Genomic DNA, 23,585 nt, shown 5'->3' on the forward strand with positions numbered 1-23,585 from the left:
ATTTTTCGCAGCATACCTTGCGCATTGCCGACGCTTTCGCGACCCTGGGGAGGCGTTTCCATATATCACGGATAACGCCCTCCCCGTAACCTCTCAGGGCCGTGCAATCCGCTCCAGCCCTCGGTAACTTCGGCCCGCATGACCGCTCATGCAGAACTGGCCCATTACCGGAAGACACCGCCCACCACCCCGACCACCTCGTCCGCCCCGAGCACCGCGACGGCGCGCATCGACCGCCCCCGCCCGGGCGACGGCCGCCAGCTGTGGCGCCTCGCCCGCGACTCCGGGACGCTGGACCTCAACTCGGCCTACAGCTATCTCCTCTGGTGCCGTGACTTCGCCGGCACCTCCGCGGTGGCCCGCGACGCATCCGGGCGCGCCGTCGGATTCGTCAGCGGATACCTTCGGCCCGAAAGCCCCGCCACCCTGCTCGTCTGGCAGATCGCCGTCGACGAATCCGTCCGGGGCCTGGGCGTCGCCGGTGCCCTGCTCGACAGCCTCTCCGCCCGCGTGGCGGCAGAGCACGGACTGAGCTCCCTCGAGGCCACCGTCGCGCCCGGAAATCTCGCCTCGGAGCGCCTGTTCGCCTCGTACGCCGAACGGCACGGCGCCACGCTCACGCGCGAAGTGCTGTTCGCCCCGGAGGAGTTCCCCGACCACGGGTCCGCCCCGGAGGTCCTGCACCGCATCGGGCCGCTCACCTTCTGAGCGCCGGGCCCCGAACACGTCGTGGGCCATGCCCCGTAGGCACCACCTCGTACCGAAGAACACCCCACGATCATTGGAGAGTTCCCTTGACCATGACCGAGCCGGTCCTGTCCGTCTTCGAGACCCTGGAGTCCGAGGTGCGCAGCTACTGCCGCGCCTGGCCCGTCGTCTTCGAGCGCGCCACGGGGAGCCGGCTTTACGACGAACACGGCAGCGGCTACCTGGACTTCTTCGCGGGCGCCGGGTCCCTGAACTACGGGCACAACAACCCCGTCCTGAAGCGGGCCCTGCTCGACTACCTGGAGCGGGACGGCATCACGCACGGGCTCGACATGGCGACGACCGCCAAGCGGGCCTTCCTGGAGACCTTCCGGTCCCACGTCCTCGAACCCCGCGCACTGAACTACAAGGTGATGTTCCCGGGGCCCACCGGGACCAACGCTGTCGAAGCGGCGCTCAAGCTGGCGCGGAAGGCCAAGGGCCGCGAGTCGGTCGTCTCCTTCACCAACGCCTTCCACGGCATGTCGCTCGGCTCCCTCGCCGTCACGGGCAACGCCTTCAAACGGGCCGGCGCCGGTGTCCCCCTGGTCCACGGCACCCCGATGCCCTTCGACAACTACCTCGGGGGCAGGACCCCCGACTTCCTCTGGTTCGAGCGCCTGCTGGAGGACCAGGGATCCGGCCTCAACCACCCGGCGGCGGTCATCGTCGAGACGATCCAGGGCGAGGGCGGGATCAACGTGGCGCGCGCGGAATGGCTCCGCGCGCTCGCGGACCTGTGCCGGCGCCGCGACATGCTGCTGATCGTCGACGACATCCAGATGGGCTGCGGCCGCACCGGCGAGTTCTTCTCCTTCGAGGAAGCCGGCATCACGCCCGACATCGTGACGCTGTCGAAGTCCATCAGCGGGTACGGACTCCCCATGTCCCTGTGCCTGTTCAAGCCCGAACTGGACCTGTGGGAGCCGGGCGAGCACAACGGCACCTTCCGCGGCAACAACCCGGCCTTCGTCACCGCGACGGCCGCCCTGGAGACCTACTGGGCCGACGGGGTCCTGCGCGAGCGGACCCTCGCCCAGGGCGAGTACGTCGAGGGAGCGCTGCGCGGGCTGTGCGCCGAGCACGTCCGGCTGGGCGCCTCGTACCGCGGCCGCGGACTGGCCTGGGGCATCGAGTTCGCCCACAAGGAGCGCGCGGCGGCGGTGTGCCGGAAGGCCTTCGAGCACGGTCTGCTCGTCGAGACCTCGGGCCCCGAGAGCGAGGTCGTGAAACTGCTCCCGCCGCTCACCGTCACCGCCGACGAACTCGACGAGGGCCTCGGCATCCTCGCCCGCTCCGTCCGCGAAACCGTCTGACCGGCACCCCGCCACACACCACGAAGGGCACCACCATGATCGTCCGCTCGTTCCGGGACCTCGAGGGAACCGACCGCCACGTCAGGGCGGCATCCGGCACCTGGGAGAGCAAGCGCATCGTCCTGGCCAAGGAACGCGTCGGCTTCTCCCTGCACGAGACCGTCCTGTACGCCGGGACCGAGACGTCCATGTGGTACGCGAACCACGTGGAGGCCGTGGTCTGCACGGAGGGAGAGGCCGAACTCACGGACGAGGAGACGGGCCTGACCCACACGATCACGCCGGGAACCATGTACCTCCTGGACGGCCACGAGCGGCACACCCTGCTCGTGAAGCGGGAGTTCCGCTGCCTGTGCGTCTTCAACCCGCCCGTCACCGGCCGGGAGGACCACGACGAGAACGGCGTGTACCCGCTGCTCACGGAGCCCGGCCATGGCTGAGCCGCGCAACCCGTACGCGGTGGAGAGCAGTACAGCAGGGCAGTAGAGCAGCACAGAAGAGCAGTTCAGAGAGGAGAGGCAGGCACCACCATGACCTACGCATCCGCACGCACGGCGAAGGACCTGTATCCGACCCGGGGCTCCGAGGAGGTGCTGACCGGCCGCGTGGACCCCGTCGTCTGGTCCGAGCCCGGTACGCCGGGCCCGATATGGGCCCACGAGCTGGAGAGTTACGAGCGCGACGGCTTCCTGTCCGTCGGCGAACTCATCACGCCCGAGGAGACGGAGGTCTACCGGGCCGAGATGGACCGGCTGCTCCGTGATCCCTCGACGCTGGCCGACGACCGGTCCGTCGTGGAGCCGAAGTCCCGGGAAGTGCGCTCGGTGTTCGAGGTCCACCGGATCAGCGAGGCGTTCGCGGCCCTCGCCGCCGATCCGCGCGTCGTGGGGCGCGCGCGACAGATCCTGGGCTCCGACGTGTACGTGCACCAGTCCCGGATCAACGTGAAGCCCGGTTTCGGGGCCAGCGGCTTCTACTGGCACTCCGATTTCGAGACCTGGCACGCCGAGGACGGCCTGCCGAACATGCGCACCGTGTCGGTGTCCATCGCCCTGACGCCGAACTACACCAGCAACGGCGGCCTGATGATCATGCCCGGCTCCCACCGGAGCTTCCTGGGCTGCGCCGGTGCGACGCCGAAGGACAACTACAAGAAGTCCCTTCAGATGCAGGACGCGGGCACTCCGTCCGACGAGGCGCTGACCACGTTCGCCTCGGCCTGCGGCATCAAGGTCTTCACCGGCAAGGCGGGCTCGGCCACCTGGTTCGACTGCAACGCGATGCACGGCTCGGGCGACAACATCACGCCCTACCCGCGCAGCAACGTGTTCCTCGTCTTCAACAGCGTCGACAACCGCCCCGAGAAGCCCTTCGCCGCCCCTGTGCGCCGACCCCGGTACATCGCCTCGCAGGACTTCACCCCGGTGGGCTGACGAAACCGGCCGACTTGCGGCGTGGCCTCGATCTTCCAGGCCCTTGGGGTCTGGAAGATCGGCGCTGGGCGGCGTCCTCACCTCGTTCCCGTACGCGGCGTTCGCGGAGAGCATCGGCCTGATGCGGCTGACCAAGATCATGAGCCTCCCCCGCCCGGCCCTCCTCTGGCTCTAACTCTCTTCGCCGACCAACTCCCAGAACCGGTCGGACAGTCGTCTCAGGACTCGGCCGCGCGGTACTCGCAGGGATCCATGCCCAGGCGGTACTCCAGCCGTTCCGCACCGACCCGGCGGGCCAGCCGGTACTCGACGAGCGTCTTCGGCAGCTGAGAACGGAGCGCCGTACACGTACAAGACCCCTCGCGACAACTGGGCCCGTAGGCGCATGATCCTGACATTCTTCGGGGTGTCCGTACTTCCGGAGGTGTTCAGCGGAACGCCGCCCCCGACGGAAGCGGGGACGGCCGGCCCGGCTCTCGGGCATGAGAGCCGGGCCCGTCGCTCAGAGGTTGGGCTCCTGCATGGTGACGCAGTGCGCGCCACCGCCCCCGTTGCCGTAGAGATTGTCGAGGTTGAGTTGTACGACGGGCCGGCCGTAGGCGGCCGCGATGGCCGTCTTGGCCGCCGCGTCCTTGGCGGTGTCGCCGAACTGGGTGGTGATCACCGCCTGGTTGGTCACCGCCCAGTTCAAGTAGGAGCTGAGGAACGCCGCCTGCTTGCCCCGCGAGTTCCGGGGCAGGGTGTCCGGGCCCTCGATGGTGAGGACTTGGAGTCGGCGCCCCCTGGCGTCGGTCGCGTTCGCCAGCACGTCGCGGATGGCGTTGGCGTTGGCGGTCCAGACGGCCGGCCGCACCGCACCGGCCAGTTGCACCATCACCACGCCGGGCTTGATGTAGCGGGCGGTCCCGTCGATGTGGCCGTCGGTGACGTCCTCTCCGGTGACGCCGGGCAGCCAGATCATCTTCGTGGCGCCGAACCGGGAGAGCAGCTCCGCCTCGATCTGGCCGCGCGTCTTGCCGGGGTTCCGGTTGGGGTTCACCCAACAGCTCTCCGTCGCCATCAGCGTGCCGTCGCCGTCGTACTCCACACCGCCTCCTTCACCGACCACGGACGCCCTGGCGAACGGGACCCCGTTGTAGGCGGCGAGGTTCTGTTCGACCACGCGGTCCTTGTTGTAGGCGGAGGCGGGGATGCCGTAGAAGTCGTGGCGTTCTCGCCCCAGGCGTTGAAGTTCAGGCCGATGGCGTCCAGACCACCGGCGCCGTCGACGCGGAACAGCGGGCCGGTGTCCCGCATCCAGCAGTCCGACACGGGAACCGAGCTGATCACCGTGACGGTGGACCCGCACATGCTCCTGGCCGTCGACTCGGCGGAGGAGCCGTCCGCGCACATGATGACCTGCTCGTACTTGGCGATCTCCTTGGCGAGCTTCGCGATGTCGGCCTGGATCTTGGACAGCACGCTGCCCAGATCGTGGAGCTGGACGGCCAGGCCATCCAGGTCCGCTTGTGCGACGTCTCCTCCCCGGGTACCCGCCAGGACGCGGCCATGGCGGGCTGAATGCCACCGAGGACCGGCCCCACCGCCAGCGCGGCCGCGGCCGCTCCGGTGCGGGCCAGGAGGGTTCTGCGGCTGATGGGCGACTTGTGGCCGTCGTTCTCTGTCATCACGTGGTGCTCCCTGTTCATGGCAGTGCTGTCGGTGCGGGCGCGGGGTCGCTCAGTGGAGTCGGTCGAGCAGCCCTTCCTCTCGGACCATCCGGCGCTCGGTGTCCAGGTCGAGGCTTCGGGCGAAGAGCCAGTAGAGGCAGCCGGACACCGGGAGGCCGACGAAGATCGAGTAGTCGACGCCCCCGAGGGACTCCGCGACGGGCCCGACGTAGAGGCCGGTGATGACCATGAAGGGCGCCATGCAGGCCAGGCCGATCACGTAGGCGAGATTCCCCCGCCATCCCCATCGGCCTTAAATGCCGTCCGGGTTGAAGATCTCCTTGACGACGTACTGGCCGCGCCGGACGAAGAAGAAGTCGACCAGGTTGATGGCCTTCCACGGGATGAACAGGTACGTCAGCACCACGACCACGTTGGCGAAGAACCAGTTGAACTGATCGATGCCGACGAGGATGGAGACCGTCCCGACGGCCACCATCATGATCCCGATCGTCGCGATCCGGATGTTCCGCGTCGGCTTGACCGGCCGGAAGGAGTCCACGATCGAGATCATCGTGAGACTGCCGCCGTACTGGTTGATCGCCATGATGGAGAGCAGCCCCACCAGCAGCACGACCACGGCAACCGTGCCGAACCCGCTGAACAGCCGGTCCGCCGCCAGCTTCAGGGCGGTCACCGGGTCGGTGCCCTCGGGGGCGCCGGCCGAGACCACGGCGCCGAGGACGAACACCCAGATGCCGGAGACCGCACTGGGCAGGTAGGTCCACCAGAAGGTGCTGCGCACCGGGACGTCGGGCCTGAGGTAGCGCGAGTAGTCCGAGACGTACGGCGCCCAGCCCAGCTGGAAGCCCGCGACGAAGACGAAGACGAGCATGAACGGGGCGAGCTCGAACGGGCCTGCGTCCCAGACCCCGTCCGGCAGCCCGCCGCCGAACAGGTCGGCCCCGGTGATCGCCGCGGTGATCACCACGAAGGGCCAGGTGAGCCACTTGTTCAGGCGGTGGATCCACTCGTATCCGAACAGGGCGATGACGGCCGCCACCACGGCGGCCAGCGCGTAGCCGAGCCCGTTCGGTATGCCGGTGAGCGTGTTCAGGGCCTGCCCGGACAGCAGGGCGTCGGACGTGTTGAAGGCCACGTAGTTGACCAGGGCGAACACCCACACGGTGAACGCCGCACCCAAGTAGCCGAACTGAGGTCGCGACTACACCAGTTGGGGAAGGCCCAGCTGGGGGCCCTGGGCCGAGTGGAACGCCATGAAGAACGTTCCGAAGAGCGAACCGAGAACCGTGGCGACCACCGTCCAGAGGAGCGAGGCTCCCATGGAGAGGGTCACGACGCCGGTCGCCAGGCCCGTGAGGTTGAAACTGCCGACGAACCATATGGCCCCGACGCTTGAAGGTTTGCCGTGCCGTTCCTCGAGGGGCACCCAGTCGATCGAGTGCACTTCGATGCCCGCAGGAGGTGTTGAATCCGATACCTCTGAGGCAGTTGTTCCCATTTGATCTCCCATATACGGGCATTCGCACGGCCGTTGAGCCGCCTCGCCCCTCCAGAGCCGATCAGGCTGCGCTCACCGTAGGGACTGACTGAAATTCCAGTCAATGGCCAAGGCGCATGTTCCTTGCAAGCAAGTCCAGCCTGGGTCCACATGCGCGACCGATGAGCACGAATGTCTGGATTTGGCGCATCAGACCTTGGATATAGCGCCCCAGAGGCCCTCGGTACCATGTATTCGTGCTGACGGAATTTTCAGTAGCCGTGTGCGAGCGTCTCCGTGGCAGGGACGAGCCGGCTGAGGAGCAGGCGGTGGCCGGGGGCGGCCCTATCGGAGCAGCAGGTCGACGCCTGCCGCCACGCCCTGGATCCGCTGCTGGAACGGCGGGGCTCACGCCGCCACGGACACCGGCTCCCGGCGCCACGGCCTCAGCAGGACGACGGCCAGCGCGGCGACCGCACTCAGGCACAGGAACACCGGCCGGATGCCGACCATCGATGCCATCAGCCCTCCGAATGCCGCACCGAGGGGCGCCGACCCGATCCCGACGAACTGGAACGCGGAATGGACGCGGCCGAGGAGCTCGTTCGACACGGATCTCTGCCGCATGGAGATGACCTTCACCCCGAAGAGCGTGCCCACCGTGCTGCCTGCGGTCATCAACAGCGCGATGACCCACACGCTGTCCGAGAGGCCGGGCGCCGCGATGGTGGTGAGTAGTCCCCCGACGCCGACCGCCACCGCGTGGGACTTCCCGAGCAACCGGGAAACCCGGGCCGCGACCGCACTGCCGATCATCGACCCGATCCCGAGGGCGGACAGCAGCAATCCGTACTCGCCCGTCGTGAGCTGGAGCGGACCTGGACTCACTGCGTACGTGACCAGCATTGCGGCATTGGCACCCGACGCGAAGTTCATGACACCCACCGACAGTGCGGCGCGACGCAGCCAGGAATTACTGGTGACGGCCGACACCCCGATGCGCAATTCCCGCCAGATCTGCCGGGGAGACCAGGGCTCCGGGGAGTCCTGGTCGCTGTCGGGAGTGGCCGGGACCGACAGCCCGGCGATCACGTAGCAGGCGCAGATGAGTCCGATCACGGCGGCCTGCGTCCGCCCGAAGAGAAGTCCGGCCACCGCCGGCCCCACCAGCGTATTCGCGACCACCTGGGACACGGATATCCGCCCGTACGCGCTTTCCAGCTGCTCGTTCCTGACCACCTGGGAGACCGCGCTCTGCGAACTCAGATCGGCCGCCACCTCGGCGACCCCGTGCACCAGGGCCAGCGCGATCAGCAGGGCGACGCTCGCCAGGTCGGCGACCGTCAAGGACAGGAGGGCGAAGGTCGCGAGCACGCGTATCGCGTTCGCCGCGCGAATGATCGTGGACCGGTTCAACCGGTCGACGAAGACACCGATGAGCAGGCTTCCGAACAACCAGGGCAGATAGCTCGACGCGACGACGAGGGACACCTCGAAGCCGGAGGCACCCCAGGCCAGGGCCAGGAGCGGCAGCAGGACACGGAGCAGCCCGTCTCCGAAGTTCGAGGACGCGGTGGATACCCAGAGGCGGTAAAACTTGATCACGTTCGACTCTCTGAAAGGTGTCGCCGGCCGCCGGGAGGTGGGAGCGCGCGGGCAAGGATCTTACTGTCCTCGCACAGGACAAGTCCCAGACCGGCCAGGTCGGCGACCAACCCCCAGGACCGGCCCTTCGGAGTGACCCATTTCTCGGCTGACCGCGCGAACTGATCGAGGTTTGCTGAAACAACGGCGGTAGAGGTCGGCGTGCACTCCGTCGACGACGTACGAGCGGTGTGCGGATCCTGGACGCCGTTCGTCCATCTTCATGAAGCCAGGACCGAACTGGCATATGGGACTGAACCGTTCGAGCCACAACCGACCGTCGCCGCCCGGCGGTTGCAGATGAGGAATTCTTTCGAGCACGGCGACTTGGGCGGAGTAGTGCTCCGCCAGCTCGCCGGGGAATCCCCCCACAGGAGATTCCAGCCGCCTTCGATTCCATGGAACCTGCTCCACCTCAGAAGGTTCATGTTCTGAACTTGTCGTTTATCCAGTTCGGCGGGGTTTGGTCCCGATTTTGTGGTGTGCTGGTCGGGTGTAGGGCTCGCCGGTGGCGAGGACGCGTCCGACGTCGTAGCGGGTGGCGGGACGCTGGTTCTTCGAGCCGGGAGGTCGGCCGGGGCCCGGGCGGGTCGGTTTTGGTGCACGGGCTGGTGTGCCGGTCCGCGCGTGCAGGTTCCTGAACCCTCTGCGGACGCGGGCCGGTGTCAGCCTGTTCGGTTCCGCTGGCTTCTCCCACGGCCGGCGGAGGTCGGCGGCCAGCGGGCGGGCAAGGCGGAGCCGGGCATGTGCGGCCAGGATGATCCAGGTCCAGCGGTCTGCCGCGTCCGAGCTGCGGAGCCGGGGCTTGGTCCAGCCGAGGGTCTGTTTGAACAGGCGGAAGGTGTGCTCGAGGTCGAATCGTCGGAGGAAGGACTGCCAGCAGCGGTCGACGTCCGCGGTGGTGGCGCCGGTGCCCGACCACCACAGCCAGACCGGCTTGTTGACCCCGCCGCTGGGCAGTTTCTCCACGGTCAGGCGGATGACGGTCCCCTCGATCACGGGCAGTTCAGCCCCGTGGGCGAGCCAGGCGGCCCGCCGGGTCAGCCTGGGGTGCAGCCGGTCCCACGCCCGCGCGGTCGCATTCCCGTAGAGGCGGGTGTCCGTGGCCGTCACGACATGCTCAGAGCCCCAGGTCTCGGGCTGGCCGAAGACGAACTCGCCGCCGTGCCTCGGTGGGCGTCCGCCGGCGGGATGCTGCCTGTGGAACTCCTCGCGGGTGGGAGCCGGCCGGCACATCACCCGGTCCGAACGCATCCGTCCCAGGATCTCGACGGGCAGGCCGGCCAGCAGGTGAGCGATGCGCGGAGCGTCGTATCCGGCGTCCAGCACGACCAGGATGTTCGGGTCGCCTGGCTTCCACTGGCCCGCTGCAACGAGTCGCTCGAGGACCTCGCGAATCTGGAACGTGGTCACCGCTGCCACGTCAGCGCCGGGCCGGAGACGGACCGCATCGAGCACTGCCGTCCACGAGGTGCGGCCGCTCTCCAGCGCGGCCACTACCGAGTACGGCCAGCCGGGCACCATCTGGTGTTTGCCCACGCCACGGCCGAAAGTGTGGCAGAAGGCCCGGTCACCGCCAGGTATTGGCGTCCGGCCTCAGCCACGGCGAGACGTCCACCGCCAGGACCAGCCTGCCGTCCGCCGCCCTCGGCAGTGGCATCCCGGCCAGGGCCCGGCGCAGCCGGGCGACATCGATCCGGCCCTGGTTGAGACCGCCGTACAAACCACCGTGACCACGGCGGTGTTCAGGCGCGAGCGCGAGATCTACGAGCGTCCGCACCGGTCCGTCCGTGCACAGCAACGCGTCGCACAACTCGAACAAGGCATCGCCCCGCACGGTCAGACACGCGTACAACTCCGACCGGAAGTGTGACACTTCCGCGAACGCGTCCCGCAGGACGTCCTGCTCCATCAGACTCATGACCACGGCCTTCGCGCTGATCCGCTCTGTGACGGAGCCCAGGATCAAGCGAAGGCCGCCTTCGCGTCCGCTGAACTGCGAAAACGCCGACCAAGTGCGAGTCGCGTTCGACATCGGACCATAAACGACAAGCTGAAGCGCGGTGACGCCCTTTCGCATCAACTTCAGTACCGGTGCGGAGAGTGACTCGATGCCTGGTTGGATCCTCTTCACGCCCGCGCCGGCAAGGCGTTCCACCTCGGCCGGGGATACGTTGCTCTCCATCCTGAACTGCATGCCGCTCGCGTTGAGACCGCGGAAGACGCAATGGTTCTTCTCGCCCCACCAGCATCCTCATGCGCTCTCGAACGGGAGATCCACGTGGGAGCGGGACATCTTCTTGCAGGGCCTTTTGCGCCGTCTCGAACGCGAATCATGAGCGTCGGCGCCGTGCGGTCACGGCGCCCCGTGGGCCACGCGCCGGAGTCGACCGGTCGGCAAACAAGTGATGACGAATCGTCAAAGATGCATGCTCGCCCGGATGTTTGGGAGAACTCCGGTACAGATCGACGCGCACATGGCGGCCCATTCCGGGCAATGGACACCCCTTGACGCCCCATGGGCGTTGTGCGAATCTCTCGACAGGTCTGGACCAATTGTCTTCATCGGGTGGGGGCCCGAGCCGAGGCACCGGACGTCCCGGGAGATCCCTGGACGTCCGGCGGTCCTGACCGTTCACGGCCGTCGGCCGGTCCCCGGGGGAGGGCCGGGCGCCACACCGTGGCCGATGCCGTCACCGAACCCGCTTGCCGCAGCCTGCCGTTGGTGCCCCGGGGGGGCCACCGTGTGGCAGCCCGCGCCCCATGTCGCGTCCGCACGCTCACCCGTGCAGCTCCGCCACCCTGCTCCGACGTCCTAAGTGAGCCGCCGATGTCCGAAGTACTCCCCCTGCCCGACCCTGCGCCGGCCTCGCCGGCCCAGCACGGCGTCTGGCTCACCGAACGGCTGGGGCTGGCCCGCGAGGCGTTCCACATGCCGGTGCGGATCTCCTTCGACCGGATCGACACGGCGGAGCTGGCCCGCGCGGTGGCCGCGGTGACCAACCGCCATCCGGTCCTGTCCGCCCGGCTCGTGGAGCGTGACGGCAAGGTCCGGCAGGAACCCGCGAGGCGACGGCCCGAATTGGTGCGGCTCGAAGCGCCCACCGACGAAGCCGACTTGGAGAAGCTGCTGGAGGGGGAGGCCGCCCGCCCGTTCGTCCTGGAGACCGGACCGCTCAGCCGCTTCACCCTGTACCGACGCGCCGACGGCAGCGCGGAGCTGCTGGTCACCGCCCACCACGCGGTCTTCGACGGCAACTCCAAGGACGTCCTGACCCGGGACCTCGCAGCCGCGTACGCCTCGGCACCCCTGCCCCTCGCCCCGGCCGACACGCCGGGCAGCGCACCGGCCGGACCGGCCGCCGATCCGGACGCCGTACGCGGAGCCGCCGAGTGGTACGGGCCGCGCTGGGCCGCCGCCACCGACCCGGTACTGCCCGGTGCGGCGCATGCCTCGACCGTCGCCGGGGCCGGTGAGGCGGTCGAGTGGCGCCTCGACGGCGCCGAGGCCGAAGAGCTGGCCGCGGCGGCCACCCTCGCCGGTACCACCGTCTTCGAGTTCCTGCTCGCGGCCCTGCACGGGCTGCTGCGGCGGTACGGCGGCGAAGCGGTGCCGATATCCGTCCCGTTCTCCACCCGCACGGCTGAACTCGCGGACGAGATAGGGCTGTTCGTCAACGAGCTGCCCGTCCACGCGCCGCCGGGCGATGCGTCGCGGACCTTCGCCGATTTCGCCGCCGCCGTCCGGGCCGAGCTGCGGGCCGGTTACCCGTACCGCGGCGTGCCCTTCGGCACCGCCGTCCCCGGACTGAGCCCCCGCGTCGGCCTGACCGCGGTCTCGCTCGGCTACCGCCGGCGCGGACCGGACCCGGAATTCGCCGGCACCGGTGCCCGGGTCGCGTGGGCCGTGCACAACGGCACCGCCCGCAACACCCTCCACCTCCAGGCGGTCGAGGCCCCCGGCACCCCCGGCGCCCCGGGCGGCGGCATCGACTTCAGCCTCCAGTACGACCCGGCCGTGCTCGCCCCGGACGCCGCCCGCCGGATCGCCGGCCACTACCGCACCCTGCTCGCCGGCGCGGTCGCCGCCCCCGGCACCCGGCTGGTGGATCTGCCGCTCCTGGACGCCGCCGAGCTCCGGGCCGTCACGGCCGTGCCGAACGCCACCGACCGGCCCTATCCCGCCGACCGGACCGTGCTCGACCTGGTCCGCTCGCAGGCGGCCGCCACCCCCGGGGCGATCGCGGTCAGTGCTTCCGGCCGCCACCTGTCCTACCGCGAACTGATCCTCCGTAGCGAACAGTTGGCAGAGGCCTTGCGTGCCGGCGGCGTCCGTCCCGGCGACCTGGTCGCCCTCCACCTGGACCGCACCGCCGACCTGCCCGCCGCGCTGCTCGCAGTCCTCGCCACCGGCGCGGCCTACCTGCCGCTGGACCCCGGCTATCCGGCCGAGCGACTGGCCCTCGTCCTGCGCGACTCCGGAGCCGTTCTGGTGCTCGCCGACCGCGAGCCCTCGCCGCTCGTGGAGGCTGCCGCCACCGCGGTGCTACGGGTCCCCGCGTGGTCGGCGCAGGACCCGGGCGGGGCCGCCCCCGGGGTCGGCACCGAGGCCGCCCCCGGCCCGGAGGACGTGGCGTACGTCCTGTACACCTCCGGCTCCACGGGCCGTCCCAAGGGCGTCGCGGTCGGCCACCGGGCGCTGGTCAACCTCCTCACCTCCTTCGCCGACCTGCTCGGCTCCGGCCCCGAGCACGCCTGGCTCGGGTTGACCTCGCTCTCGTTCGACATCTCCGCGCTGGAGCTCTACCTGCCGCTGATCACCGGCGGCCGCCTGGTCCTGGCTCCGGACGGCCTCGCCGTCGACGGCCCCGGCCTGCTCGCGCTCATCGGCACCGAGGGCGTCACCCACGTCCAGGCCACCCCGTCCGGATGGCGGGTGATGCTCACGGCGGCGACCGGGGCCGGCGGGCGCCCCGCCCACGCCTTGGCCGCCGTCACCGGCCTGGCCGGCGGCGAGGCACTGCCGCTCCCCCTGGCCCGCGAACTGCGGGCGCTCACCGCCCGGTTGTTCAATGTGTACGGGCCCACCGAGACCACCATCTGGTCCACCTGCGCCGAACTCCCCGCCGATCCCGATCAGGTCCGGATCGGCCGACCGATCGCCAACACCCGGACCTACGTCGTGGACGAGCAGCTGCGCCCCACCCCTCTCGGGATCCCCGGAGAACTGCTGATCGGCGGGGACGGCGTCGCCCACGGCTACCTCGGCCGGCCCGAACTCACCGCCGAACGGTTCGTGCAGAGCCCGTTCGGCCCGCCCGGCGCCCGGCTCTACCGCACCGGGGACCGCGCCGTCTTGACGGCCGACGGCGATCTCGAGTTCCTCGGCCGCATCGACGACCAGGTCAAGATCCGCGGCCACCGGATCGAGCTCGGCGAGATCGAGTCCGCCCTGCTGGAGCACCCGGCCCTCGCCCAGGCCGCCGTCGCCGTCCGCACCGAGGAGGACGGCGAGCCCTTCCTGGCCGGCTATCCGGTACCGGCCGCCGGCGTCCCGTCGCCCACCCCCGCCGAGCTGCGCGAGCACCTGATGCGCACCCTGCCGGCCGCGATGGTGCCGCAGCGCTGGCTCACCATGGAGCGCCTGCCGCTCACCCCGAACGGCAAGCTGGACCGGCGGGCCCTGCCCGTTCCGCCGCCGCGGGAGGCTCCGGCGCCGCAGACCGCCGAAGCCGCATCGGGCACCGAGGTCCGCGCCGAGGACGAGACGACCTCAATCGTCCGCCGGATCTGGGCCGAGGTGCTCAACCTGCCCGATGTCGGCCCCGAGGACGACCTGTTCGACCTCGGCGGACATTCGCTGACCGTGATCCAGATCGCCGCCCGGATCCGCGACGCGCTCGGCGTGGAGCTCGACTTCGACGTCTTCTTCGACGTCCCGACCCCGGCCGGCATCGCTGCCGCCGTCCGGGAACGCCAGTAGCCCGTCACCTCCCGCGCGACCCTGCGCCCGGTACGCCGGACGCAGGGCGCCGTGCCGCGCCCGGCCCCGCCGCGCCCGCACTCTCCGGCTCCTCCCCCGCCGCACGCCCGAACAGGAACTCGATGACGGATACCCAGGACCTGCCCACCGACTGGTCCGCAGCCAAGCGCGCCCTCCTCAGCCGGCGGCTGCGGGGCGCCTCGGCCCCCGCCCGGGTGGTGGACCCCCGCCCGGCGGACACCGCACCGCCGCTCTCCAGCGGCCAGGAACGGCTCTGGTTCATGGACCAGCTCGCTCCCGGATCCACTGCCTACACCCTGGCACCGGCCCGCCGGCTGCGCGGCCCCTTCGACCGCGCAGCGCTCGACACCGCTCTGACCGACCTGGTGGCCCGGCACGAGAGTCTGCGGATGACCTTCGCCACCACCGAGGCCGGCACCGCCGAAGTCCGGGTCTGCGAGCCCGCGCCGTTCGCGGCCCGGCACCTGGACGCCGGTACGGACCCGGACCCGCAGGCGCGCGCCGCCGCCGAACTCGGCGCCCTGATCGCCGAACCCTTCGACCTCCAGGCCGGCCCGCTGCTGCGTGCCCTGGTGGTCCGGATCGCCGAGGACGACCACGTCCTGGCCCTGGTGATGCACCACATCATCTGCGACGGCTGGTCCATCGACCTCCTCAACCGGGAGCTCGACCTCCGCTACGCCCACCACGCCCACGGCGCTCCAGGTGAACTCCCCTCACTGTCAGTCCAGTTCGGTGACTACGCGGCCTGGCAGCGCGGCCGCCTGGAGAACGGGCAGATCGCCGCCTCGCGCGAGCACTGGCGCAGGGAGCTCGACGGCGTCCCGGCGCTGGAGTTGCCCTCCGACCGGCCCCGACCGCCGCTGTTCACCTTCGACGGCGCCGCGACCGAGTTCCGCTGGAGTCCCGAACTCTCCCGCCGGATCGCCGAGGTGGCGCGGTCCTTCGGCGCCTCCACCTACATGGTGCTGATGGCCGCGTTCCAGGCCCTGCTGGGCCGGCACTCCGGCCAGCGCGACTTCGCGGTCGGCTCCGCGGTCGCCGGCCGTCTCCACCATGAACTCGAAGGCGTCGTGGGCGCGTTCGTGAACATGCTGCCGATCCGCGCCCGGCTCGGCGCCGACCTCGACTTCGGCCGGCTGATCAGCCGGGTCCGCGAGACCACGCTCGACGCGTACGCGCACCAGGAGGTGCCGTTCGAGCAGATGGTCAACGACCTCGCGGTCGAACGCGACGTCAGCCGCGCCGCCGTCTTCCAGACCACCTTCGCATTCCAGAACTACGGCGACCGCGCCACCGCCCCCACAGCCGGCCTGGACACCGAGGGCTTCGGCTACGAAGCCACGACGACCCACGCCGACCTCTCCCTCTACATGCGCGAGGAGCCGGACGGCGGCCTCTACGGTCTGTTCACGTACCGCACCGACCTCTTCGACGCCGGCACCGTCGAGCGCCTCGTCGAGCGCTTCGAGCTGCTGACCGCGGCCGGCGTCGCCGACCCCGCAGTGCCGGTGGACCGGCTCCCGCTGCTGACCGCGGCCGAGCGGTCGGCCGTACTGGGTGATTGGGCCGTCGGTCCCGCGCTACCGGACGGCGGCCCCGCGACGCTGACCGGGGCACTGGCCGAGGCAGCGGCCCGGACGCCGGAGGCGCCCGCGCTGGTCTTCGAGGACCGCACGCTGACCTACGGCGACCTCGACCGGCGCGCGAACGCCATGGCCCGGCGCCTTCGGGCGCTAGGCGTGGGTGCGGACGACCGGGTCGCCGTCTGCCTGGAGCAGTCCGCCGAGCTGGCGGTGGCCCTGGTCGCCGTACTCAAGTCCGGCGGCGGCTACCTGCCGCTCGACCCCGAACAGCCGCCCACCCGGCTCGCCCACCTGGTCGCCGATGCCGGGGCCAAGGTCCTGATCACCGACACCGAGCTGCGAGCCCGGTTCGGCGACCACCCGGCGGCCGACCTGCTGACGGACGGCGACGAGGACGGCGCGCCGGCAGGGGACGGGACTGCGCTGGAGGAGGTCTCCGGCCCCGGCCACCTCGCGTACGTGATCTACACCTCGGGCTCCACCGGCACGCCCAAGGGCGTGGCGGTGCAGCACCGCCAGATCCTCAACTACCTCGCAGGTGCCCGCGAGCGGCTGCGGATCGAACCCGGGGGCTCCTACGGGCTGCTGCAGTCGCTCTCCTTCGACTTCAGCATGACCATGCTCTACCTGGCGCTCACGACCGGCGGCCGGGTCCACCTGCTGCCGCGACGGATCGCGGGCGTGGAGCTGGCCTCCGAGATCGAGCGGGCGGGCATCGACCACCTCAAGATGACGCCGTCCCACCTGGCCGCGCTGACCGCCGACGCGCCCATCGAGCGGCTGCTGCCGCGCCGCACCCTGGTCCTGGGCGGCGAGGCCAGCAGCTGGTCCTGGGCGGCGGGCATCGCCGCACTGGGCCGGTGCGCGGTCTTCAACCACTACGGACCGACCGAGGCGACGGTGGGGATCACGGTCCACGAGGTCACCTCCGACGGCCTGGACGCTCCGGGCAACACCCCGATCGGCAGCCCGCTGGCCGGTGGTCGCTGCTACGTGCTGGACGAGTCCCGCAACCCCGTTCCGCCGGGCGTCACCGGCGAGTTGTACCTGGGTGGGGACCGGCTGGCCCGTGGCTACCTCGGGCGCCCGGACCTGACGGCCGAGCGGTTCCTGCCCGATCCGTACGCCGCCCCGGGCCGCGTCGACCCGTATGCCGCCCCGGCCGGCGTGGACCCGTACGCCGCCCCGGTCACCGGCGGCCCGCGGATGTACCGCACCGGCGACCTGGCACGCTGGCGCACCGACGGGACCCTGGACTACCTCGGCCGCGGCGACGACCAGATCAAGGTCCGCGGGTACCGGGTCGAGCCCGGGGAGATCGAGGCCGCGCTGACCGCCCTGCCCGGCATCACCCAGGCGGTGGTCCTGGCGCGCGGTGAGGGCGTCAAGCAGAACCTCGTCGCCTACCTGGAACGCCCCGCCGGCGGTGAACCGCCGACCGCTTCCGAACTGCGCGCCACGCTGGGCGAGTTCCTGCCGGACTACATGGTCCCGGCCCGGTACGTGGTGCTGGAGCGGCTGCCGCTGCTCGCCCACGGCAAGATCGACCGCAAGGCGCTGCCCGCACCCGCGGACGGCCCGGCCGCCGGAACCCACGTCGATCCCGAGGAAGGGGCCGAGCAGGTCATCGCCGCCCTGTGGGCGGACCTGCTGGAGCTCCCCCGCGTCGGCGCGCTGGACGACTTCTTCGAGCTCGGGGGCCACTCCCTGCTCGCCACCCAGGTGGTCGCCCGGATGCGCCGGGCCTTCCCCGAACTGGCCGCACCCGTCGGCGTGATGGACCTCTTCAAACACCCGACGGTCCGCCGGCTCGCCGCACTGGTGACCGCGCCCGAGGCCGACCGCGGCCCGCGCCGGCTGCTGCACCTGCTCACCCCCGAGCGCCGCAAGGCGGCCGCCAGTGTGGTCTGCGCCCCCTACGGAGGCGGCAGCGCACTGATCTACAAGCCCCTCGCCGACGCCATGCCCGCGGACTGGGCCCTGCACTCCATCGCCGTCCCCGGCCACGAGCTGGGCGAGGAGGCCATGGACATCGACGAGGTCGCCCGGCTCTGCGCGGAGGAGATCGTCGCCGACGTCGCCGGACCCCTGGTGCTGTACGGGCACTGCGGGGTCGGCGTCCGGCTGACCGTGGAGATCGCCCGCCGGGTGGAGGCGGCCGGCCGGAAGATCGACGCCGTCCACCTCGGAGGCATCTTCCCGTTCGCCCGCCCGAAGGGTCGCGGCGCCGCGTTGGCCGAGCGGTTCGCCGAGCTGGCCGCCCGGCTGCGCAGCGACCAGGGCATGATCAACGCCCTGGCCGCGGCGGGCCTGGACGTCGATGAGGTCGACGAGGAACAGCTGCGGCTGATCGTGCACAACCGCCGGGTCGGCACCAAGGGCGCCGAGCGCTACTTCGGCGAGCTGTACGAGAGCGAGGGAGGTGCCATCACGGCGCCGGTGATCGCCGTGTGCGGCGACCGCGACCCGGCGACCGAGTTCTACCAGGAGCGGTACCGCGAGTGGCACCGGATCACCGGGACCGCTGCCGTGGTGGTCCTGGACGAGGCCGGGCACTTCTACCTCAAGTACCGTGCCGAGGAACTGGCCGGCATCGTGACCGGAGTGCACCGCTCGATCGCCGCCGGCGAGGAGGTGCGCCACGAACGCACCGCCGATGCCACCTGGTGGCTGGCCGGCCTGTCCCGCGACGCCGCCGGGACGGAGCCGGACTCGGGGCCGGAACCCGGGCAGGAGCCCGATCGGGCGGAGGATCCGGAGCCGTCCGGGACGCCGGGGAGGTGGTCCCGCAAGGCCCGCCCGCGCCGCCGACCCGTCCGCCCGACCATGGGCCGCTTCCTGGCCGTCGCCACCGGCCAGCAGCTCTCGATGATCGGCTCGGCGCTCACCGAGTTCGCCCTGCCGATCTGGATCTACCTGCAGACCGGTTCGCTGTTCCAGCTCGGTCTGCTCGCCGCCTTCGGCCTGGTGCCCGGCATCGTGGTCGCCCCGCTGGCCGGGGCCATCGTCGACCGGGGCGACCGCCGCCGGGTGATGCTGGGCGGCGACATCGCGGCCGGTCTGTCCCAGGCGGCCCTGCTGGCGCTCTACCTCAGCGACTCGCTGGAGATCTGGCACTGCTACATGATGATCTCCCTGCTCTCCGCCGCGCTCGCCTTCCAGCGCGTCGCCTGGGGCTCGGCGGTACCGCAGCTGGTGCCCAAGCGGTTCCTCGGCCGCGCCAACGGTGTGGTCCAGATGGCCCTGGGCCTCGCGCAGTTCCTCGTTCCGCTGATCGCGGTCGGCATCCTGCACGTGATCGGCCTCGGCGGCATCCTGGTCTTCGACGTCGTCAGCTACCTGATCGCCACCGGAGTCACCCTGGCGGTGCGCTTCCCCGACGTGATGGCCGCCACCCGACGCGAGAGCGTCGCCGCGGAGATCCGCGCGGGCTTCCGACGGGCGCTCGGAAGCCGCCACTTCAGGGCCATGCTGTTCTGGTTCGCGGCGCTGAACATCTTCCTCTCCCCGCTCTTCCTGCTCATCACCCCACTGGTGCTCTCCTTCTCCTCCACCGCCGCGGCCGGCTGGGTGTCCACCGCGGCCGGCCTGGGCGCCGTCCTCGGCGGCCTCACCCTGCTGGTCTGGGGAGGCCCGCGCAGGATGCGCCTGCGCGGCGTCCTGTTCGCCGCCCTGGGTCTCGCCGCCGCCTGCGTCATCACGGGGCTGCGGCCCTCAGTGGCCGTGGTCGCCGCCGGTGCGTTCGGCATGACCTACGGACTGGCGCTGCTCAACGGCATCTACGCGACGGTCATCCAGACCAAGGTGCCGATGCGCTTCCACGGCCGGGTGATCGCGGTGAACACCCTGGTCGCCTGGTCCACCCTGCCCATCGGCTTCGCCCTGGTCGCCCCGGCCGGTCCCGAACTGCTCCAGCCCCTGATGGACGAGGGCGGTGCGCTGGCTTCCAGCGTCGGCGCGCTGATCGGCACGGGCGACGGGCGCGGCATCGGGCTGCTCTACCTGGTGTTCGGCCTCGCCATGGCCGCACTGGTCCTGATCAGCCTCCGCATTCCCGTCCTGGCCCGCTTCGACCGGGAAGTCCCGGACGCCGAGTCCGACGACCTGATCGGCCTGGAGACCCTGCAGGCCCGCACGAAGAGCGAGATGAACAGATGACCACCTCTCCGACCCCGGCCCCGATCGCCCGCCATCCACTGACCGACGAGCAGCGCCGTCTCTGGTTCCTCCAGCAACTGGGTCCGCAGGACGCCGGGTTCAACATGTACCTGAACCGACGCTGGAGCGGTCCGGTCGATCCGCGGGCCATGGGCGCGGCGCTGACCCGGCTCACCGCGCGGCACCAGGTGCTGCGCACCCGGTTCGCCCTGGACGGTGAGCAGCCCGTCCAGCTCGTGGAGCCCGTACGGAACGTCGAGCTCACCCTGGTCCCGATAGCGGACGCCGCGGAGGAGTCCTTCACCGCGGCCTGTGCCCCCTTCGTCAACGCCCCCTTCGACCTGGGCGAGCGCCCGCCCCTGCGGGCCGTCCTGGTCAGCGCCGGAGAGCACGAGCACGCGCTGAGCGTGGTGGTCCACCACATCGTCTCCGACGGCTGGTCGTTCACCGTGCTGTGGCGCGAGCTGCTCGCGCTGTACCGCGAGGAGACCGGCGAGGGTCCGGCCGAACTACCGCAACTCAAGCTCCAGTTCGGCGACTTCGCCCTCGCCGAACGGACCAGGCTGGACGGCGGCGCGGCGGAGGAGGCGGTCCGGCACTGGAGCGGACGACTGGCCGGTGTCAGCGCCCTGCGGATGCCGCTGGACCACCCCAGACCCGCCGACCCCGCCCATCCGGCCGGCTTCGCCGAGCTCGCCCTCGGTCCCGAACTCGTCGCCGGACTCGACGCCCTGGCCCGCGGGCAGCGCTGCACGCCGTTCATGGTGCTGCTCGTCGCCTACCAGTTCGTACTGGCCCGCTGGAGCGGCACCTACGACTTCGCCGTCGGCACCCCGCTGGCCGGCCGCAAGGAGACCGCCCACGAAGCCCTGCTCGGCTACTTCTCCCGCACCGGGGTGATCCGCGCGGACCTCACCGGCGAACCCGACTTCCGCACCGCGCTGCGCCGGGTCCGCTCCGCGACGATGGCCGCACTGAGCCATCAGGACGTCCCGGTCGAGCGGGTGGCAGCCGAGCTGGAGCTGCCCGTATTGCCCGGCGTCGGCCCGCTCTACCAGGCGGTGTTCGTCCACCAGAGCCAGTACGAGCTGGCCGGCGCCGACGAGCGGACCTCGCTGCCCGAGGGGGTCCGCACGGCGAGCATGGACTCCGGCTTCGACCGGGCCAAGACCGATCTGCTGCTGGACAGTTGGCGGACCCCGGACGGCGGGATGACGCTCTCGTTCTGCTTCGACCGGGAACTCTTCGAGCGCGCCACGGTCGAGGCCCTGGCCCGCCGGGTCCGCGACCTGCTCGCGCGAGCCGTCACTGACGTGGAGGTCCCGCTGCACGGCGACTGGCTGCTGCCGGCCGGCGAGGAGCGGGCCGCGGTGCTCGCCCTCGGCGCCGGACCCGCCGTGGCCGAGGACGCCCGCCCTGTCCTGCGCGGCTTCGCCGACCAGGTCGCCGCCCGCCCCGACGCAGCCGCCCTGGCATGTGCGGGCAGCATCCTCACCTACGCCGAACTCGACCGCGCGTCGGACGAGCTGGCCGGGCGACTGGGTCCGGTGGCCGGCCGTGCGGTGGGCGTCCGGATCGAGCCGTCCTTCGAACTGGTCACCGCCCTGCTCGCGATCTGGAAGGCCGGCGCCGGCTATCTGCCGCTCGACCCCGCGCACCCGGCCGAACGCCAGCGGCTGATGCTCGGCGAAGCGGACGCCGCCCTCCTCCTCACCGGAGGCGAGCGACCGGACCTGGGGTTCCCGGTACTGGCCGTCGGCGATCCTGCCGGCACGGCCGGACGGGCCGGGGCGGGGCAGGCATCGGCCGGGCAGGCATCGGCCGGGCAGGCATCGGCCGGGCAGCCGTCGGCCGGACAGGCCGGAGCCGAGCAGGCCGGGGCCGGACAGGCCGGAGCCGAGCAGGCGTCCGTCGGACAGGCCGGAGCCGAGCAGCCATCGGCCGCACAGACCGGGGCCGTGGGCATCACGTCCGGGAGCTCGGTGGCCGCAGGGGCCGCGCTGCCGTCCGGGACCGGCCCCGGCGGCCTCGCGTACGTCCTCTTCACCTCGGGCTCCACCGGTGCTCCCAAGGGCGTCGTCGTCGAGCACGCCGCTCTGGCCGAGCGGGTCCGGTGGATGGCCGGACCGGAGGGGTACGGGCTCGGGCCGGGCGACCGGATCGTTCAGTTCGCCTCCATCGGCTTCGACACCCACGCCGAGGAGATCTGGCCCGCCCTCACCGCGGGCGCCTGTGTCGTCCTGCTGCCCGGCGGCGGCCGGATGCTGCCCGACCTGCTGCGCGGCGAGGCCGGACGGTCCGTCACCGTACTCGACCTGCCCACCGCGTACTGGGAGGAACTGGTCTCGCTCGGAGACCAGGCCCCGTGGCCGCCCGCGCTGCGTCTGGTGGTCCTCGGCGGGTCCGAGGCGCGCGCCGCCACGCTCGCCCGGTGGCGGGAGCGGCACGGCGACACCGTCCGGCTGGTCAACACGTACGGCCCGACCGAGGCCACCGTCATCGTCACCGCGGGCGAGCTCGCCGGCGAGCGCGCTGGCGACCCCGGTGGCGGGCCCGGCAGCGTAACCGGCGGCGTGACCGCGCCCGGACAGCGGCCTCCGCTCGGCCGTCCGCTGCCGGGGGTGCGGCTCTACCTCCTGGACGAGCGCGGCAGCCTGCTGCCCGCCGGCTCCGAGGGCGAGCTGTACATCGGCGGCGCGGGCCTCGCACGCGGCTACCTGGCCCGGCCCGACCTGACCGCGGAGGCCTTCCTCCCCGATCCGTTCAGCGACGCCCCGCACGGCCGGATGTACCGCACCGGCGACCGCGCCCGCTGGCGCATCGACGGGCAGTTGGAGTTCCTCGGCCGCGCCGACGGCCAGGTGAAGATCCGCGGATACCGGATCGAGCCCGCCGAGATCGAGGCCGCCCTCACCGCCCATCCGGCCGTCGCCCTGGCGGCCGTACTGGTCCGGGGCGGCCGCCGGCTGATCGCCTACGCCGTCCTGCGACCCGACGCCGGACAGCAGCCCGCGGCAGCCGCGCCGAAGACGGGCGCGCCGCAGGCGGGCGAGCTGCGCGAGCACCTGGCACTGCGACTGCCGGCCTTCATGGTGCCGGACACCGTGGTGCTGCTCGACGCCCTCCCGCTCACCGCCAACGGCAAGCTCGATGCGGCGGCGCTGCCCGACCCGGAGCCGGCGGGCGCCGGCGCCGGGTACCTGGCACCCCGTACCGATGCCGAGGCCTTGGTGGTGGACCTCTGGCAGGAGGTGCTCGGCGTACCGAAGGTCGGCGTACTGGACGATTTCCTCGCCCTCGGCGGTGACTCGCTCCTCGTCACCAGGGTCGCCGCCCGCATCCGGGCCGGCGTCGGCCTCGACGTGTCGATCCGCGACGTCTTCGACAGCCCTACGCCGGCGGCCCTGGCAGCCCGGATCGAGGCACTCCTGATCGCGGAGATCGACGCCCTCAGCGAGGAGGAGGCCGCCGACCGCCTGGGCTGACTCCGCGCCCGCCGCCTCGGGACGGGTCTCGCCGCGAGCCCCGCCCGAGGCCGTCGCGGGCT

At 71.4% G+C, this 23,585-nt stretch carries 11 protein-coding genes and 4 pseudogenes; 8 read left to right on the top strand and 7 right to left on the bottom strand.

The window, feature by feature from the left end:
* Nucleotides 1-138 precede the first annotated feature (138 nt).
* The 5 genes from ectA to OG435_RS04005 all read left to right on the top strand — a co-directional run bounded on the left by ectA (nucleotide 139) and on the right by OG435_RS04005 (nucleotide 3,671).
* A complete protein-coding gene (ectA, locus tag OG435_RS03985; protein WP_323187781.1) occupies nucleotides 139-708 on the top strand; it encodes a diaminobutyrate acetyltransferase in 570 nt (189 codons plus the stop codon).
* Between the two features lie 86 nt (nucleotides 709-794).
* Nucleotides 795-2,063, top strand: a complete 1,269-nt coding sequence (gene ectB, locus OG435_RS03990) for a diaminobutyrate--2-oxoglutarate transaminase (RefSeq protein ID WP_266875316.1) — start codon at nucleotides 795-797, stop codon at nucleotides 2,061-2,063.
* Between the two features lie 35 nt (nucleotides 2,064-2,098).
* Nucleotides 2,099-2,503 carry an ectoine synthase gene (locus OG435_RS03995; RefSeq protein WP_266875317.1) on the top strand — a complete coding sequence of 135 codons (405 nt, stop codon included), beginning with the start codon at nucleotides 2,099-2,101 and terminating at the stop codon, nucleotides 2,501-2,503.
* A gap of 90 nt (nucleotides 2,504-2,593) precedes the next feature.
* Entirely contained in the window at nucleotides 2,594-3,496 is a 903-nt protein-coding gene (thpD, locus tag OG435_RS04000; protein WP_266875318.1) for an ectoine hydroxylase, read from the top strand.
* A 43-nt stretch (nucleotides 3,497-3,539) separates the two neighbouring features.
* Nucleotides 3,540-3,671: a solute carrier family 23 protein gene (locus OG435_RS04005; protein ID WP_266875319.1), complete on the top strand. Its 132-nt coding sequence runs from the start codon at nucleotides 3,540-3,542 to the stop codon at nucleotides 3,669-3,671.
* 327 nt (nucleotides 3,672-3,998) lie between these two features.
* Here OG435_RS04005 and OG435_RS04010 read toward each other — a convergent pair whose 3' ends face one another.
* The 7 genes and pseudogenes from OG435_RS04010 to OG435_RS04040 form a co-directional block, all read right to left on the bottom strand.
* Nucleotides 3,999-4,658 (bottom strand): agmatine deiminase family protein, encoded by a 660-nt coding sequence (locus tag OG435_RS04010; protein WP_266875320.1) that lies wholly within the window; start codon nucleotides 4,656-4,658, stop codon nucleotides 3,999-4,001.
* Nucleotides 4,556-4,957: an agmatine deiminase family protein gene (locus tag OG435_RS04015; protein ID WP_266875321.1), complete on the bottom strand. Its 402-nt coding sequence runs from the start codon at nucleotides 4,955-4,957 to the stop codon at nucleotides 4,556-4,558. Before OG435_RS04015 ends, OG435_RS04010 begins: the two co-directional genes overlap by 103 nt.
* Before the next feature lie 122 nt (nucleotides 4,958-5,079).
* Nucleotides 5,080-5,184 (bottom strand): annotated as a pseudogene (locus tag OG435_RS04020) (hypothetical protein); the annotation flags it as partial.
* Nucleotides 5,185-5,215: 31 nt separating this feature from the next.
* A complete protein-coding gene (locus OG435_RS04025; protein ID WP_266875322.1) occupies nucleotides 5,216-5,425 on the bottom strand; it encodes a hypothetical protein in 210 nt (69 codons plus the stop codon).
* A gap of 33 nt (nucleotides 5,426-5,458) precedes the next feature.
* Nucleotides 5,459-6,679, bottom strand: a pseudogene (locus tag OG435_RS04030) (purine-cytosine permease family protein).
* A 375-nt stretch (nucleotides 6,680-7,054) separates the two neighbouring features.
* Nucleotides 7,055-8,257 (bottom strand): annotated as a pseudogene (locus tag OG435_RS04035) (MFS transporter); the annotation flags it as partial.
* 477 nt (nucleotides 8,258-8,734) lie between these two features.
* A pseudogene (locus OG435_RS04040) lies at nucleotides 8,735-10,211 on the bottom strand (NF041680 family putative transposase).
* A 909-nt stretch (nucleotides 10,212-11,120) separates the two neighbouring features.
* On the opposite strand from OG435_RS04040, the gene OG435_RS04045 reads away from it, so the two are divergent.
* The 3 genes from OG435_RS04045 (at nucleotide 11,121) to OG435_RS04055 (ending at nucleotide 23,523) form a co-directional block, all read left to right on the top strand.
* Nucleotides 11,121-14,273 carry a non-ribosomal peptide synthetase gene (locus tag OG435_RS04045; protein WP_266875323.1) on the top strand — a complete coding sequence of 1,051 codons (3,153 nt, stop codon included), beginning with the start codon at nucleotides 11,121-11,123 and terminating at the stop codon, nucleotides 14,271-14,273.
* Between the two features lie 122 nt (nucleotides 14,274-14,395).
* Nucleotides 14,396-20,038, top strand: a complete 5,643-nt coding sequence (locus OG435_RS04050; protein WP_266875324.1) for a non-ribosomal peptide synthetase/MFS transporter — start codon at nucleotides 14,396-14,398, stop codon at nucleotides 20,036-20,038.
* Entirely contained in the window at nucleotides 20,035-23,523 is a 3,489-nt protein-coding gene (locus tag OG435_RS04055) for a condensation domain-containing protein (protein WP_266875325.1), read from the top strand. Before OG435_RS04050 ends, OG435_RS04055 begins: the two co-directional genes overlap by 4 nt.
* The last annotated feature ends 62 nt before the right edge of the window (nucleotides 23,524-23,585 follow it).

Origin of the sequence: Streptomyces sp. NBC_01264 (genome assembly GCF_026340675.1) — a bacterium.
GTDB lineage: Bacteria > Actinomycetota > Actinomycetes > Streptomycetales > Streptomycetaceae > Streptomyces.

Excerpts from the sequence above, each read along its gene's own strand:
- OG435_RS04050 (WP_266875324.1), top strand. The coding sequence starts at position 14,396 with ATGACGGATACCCAGGACCTGCCCACCGACTGGTCCGCAGCCAAGCGC.
- ectA (WP_323187781.1), top strand. The coding sequence starts at position 139 with ATGACCGCTCATGCAGAACTGGCCCATTACCGGAAGACACCGCCCACC.
- OG435_RS04055 (WP_266875325.1), top strand. The coding sequence starts at position 20,035 with ATGACCACCTCTCCGACCCCGGCCCCGATCGCCCGCCATCCACTGACC.
- thpD (WP_266875318.1), top strand. The coding sequence starts at position 2,594 with ATGACCTACGCATCCGCACGCACGGCGAAGGACCTGTATCCGACCCGG.
- OG435_RS03995 (WP_266875317.1), top strand. The coding sequence starts at position 2,099 with ATGATCGTCCGCTCGTTCCGGGACCTCGAGGGAACCGACCGCCACGTC.
- OG435_RS04045 (WP_266875323.1), top strand. The coding sequence starts at position 11,121 with ATGTCCGAAGTACTCCCCCTGCCCGACCCTGCGCCGGCCTCGCCGGCC.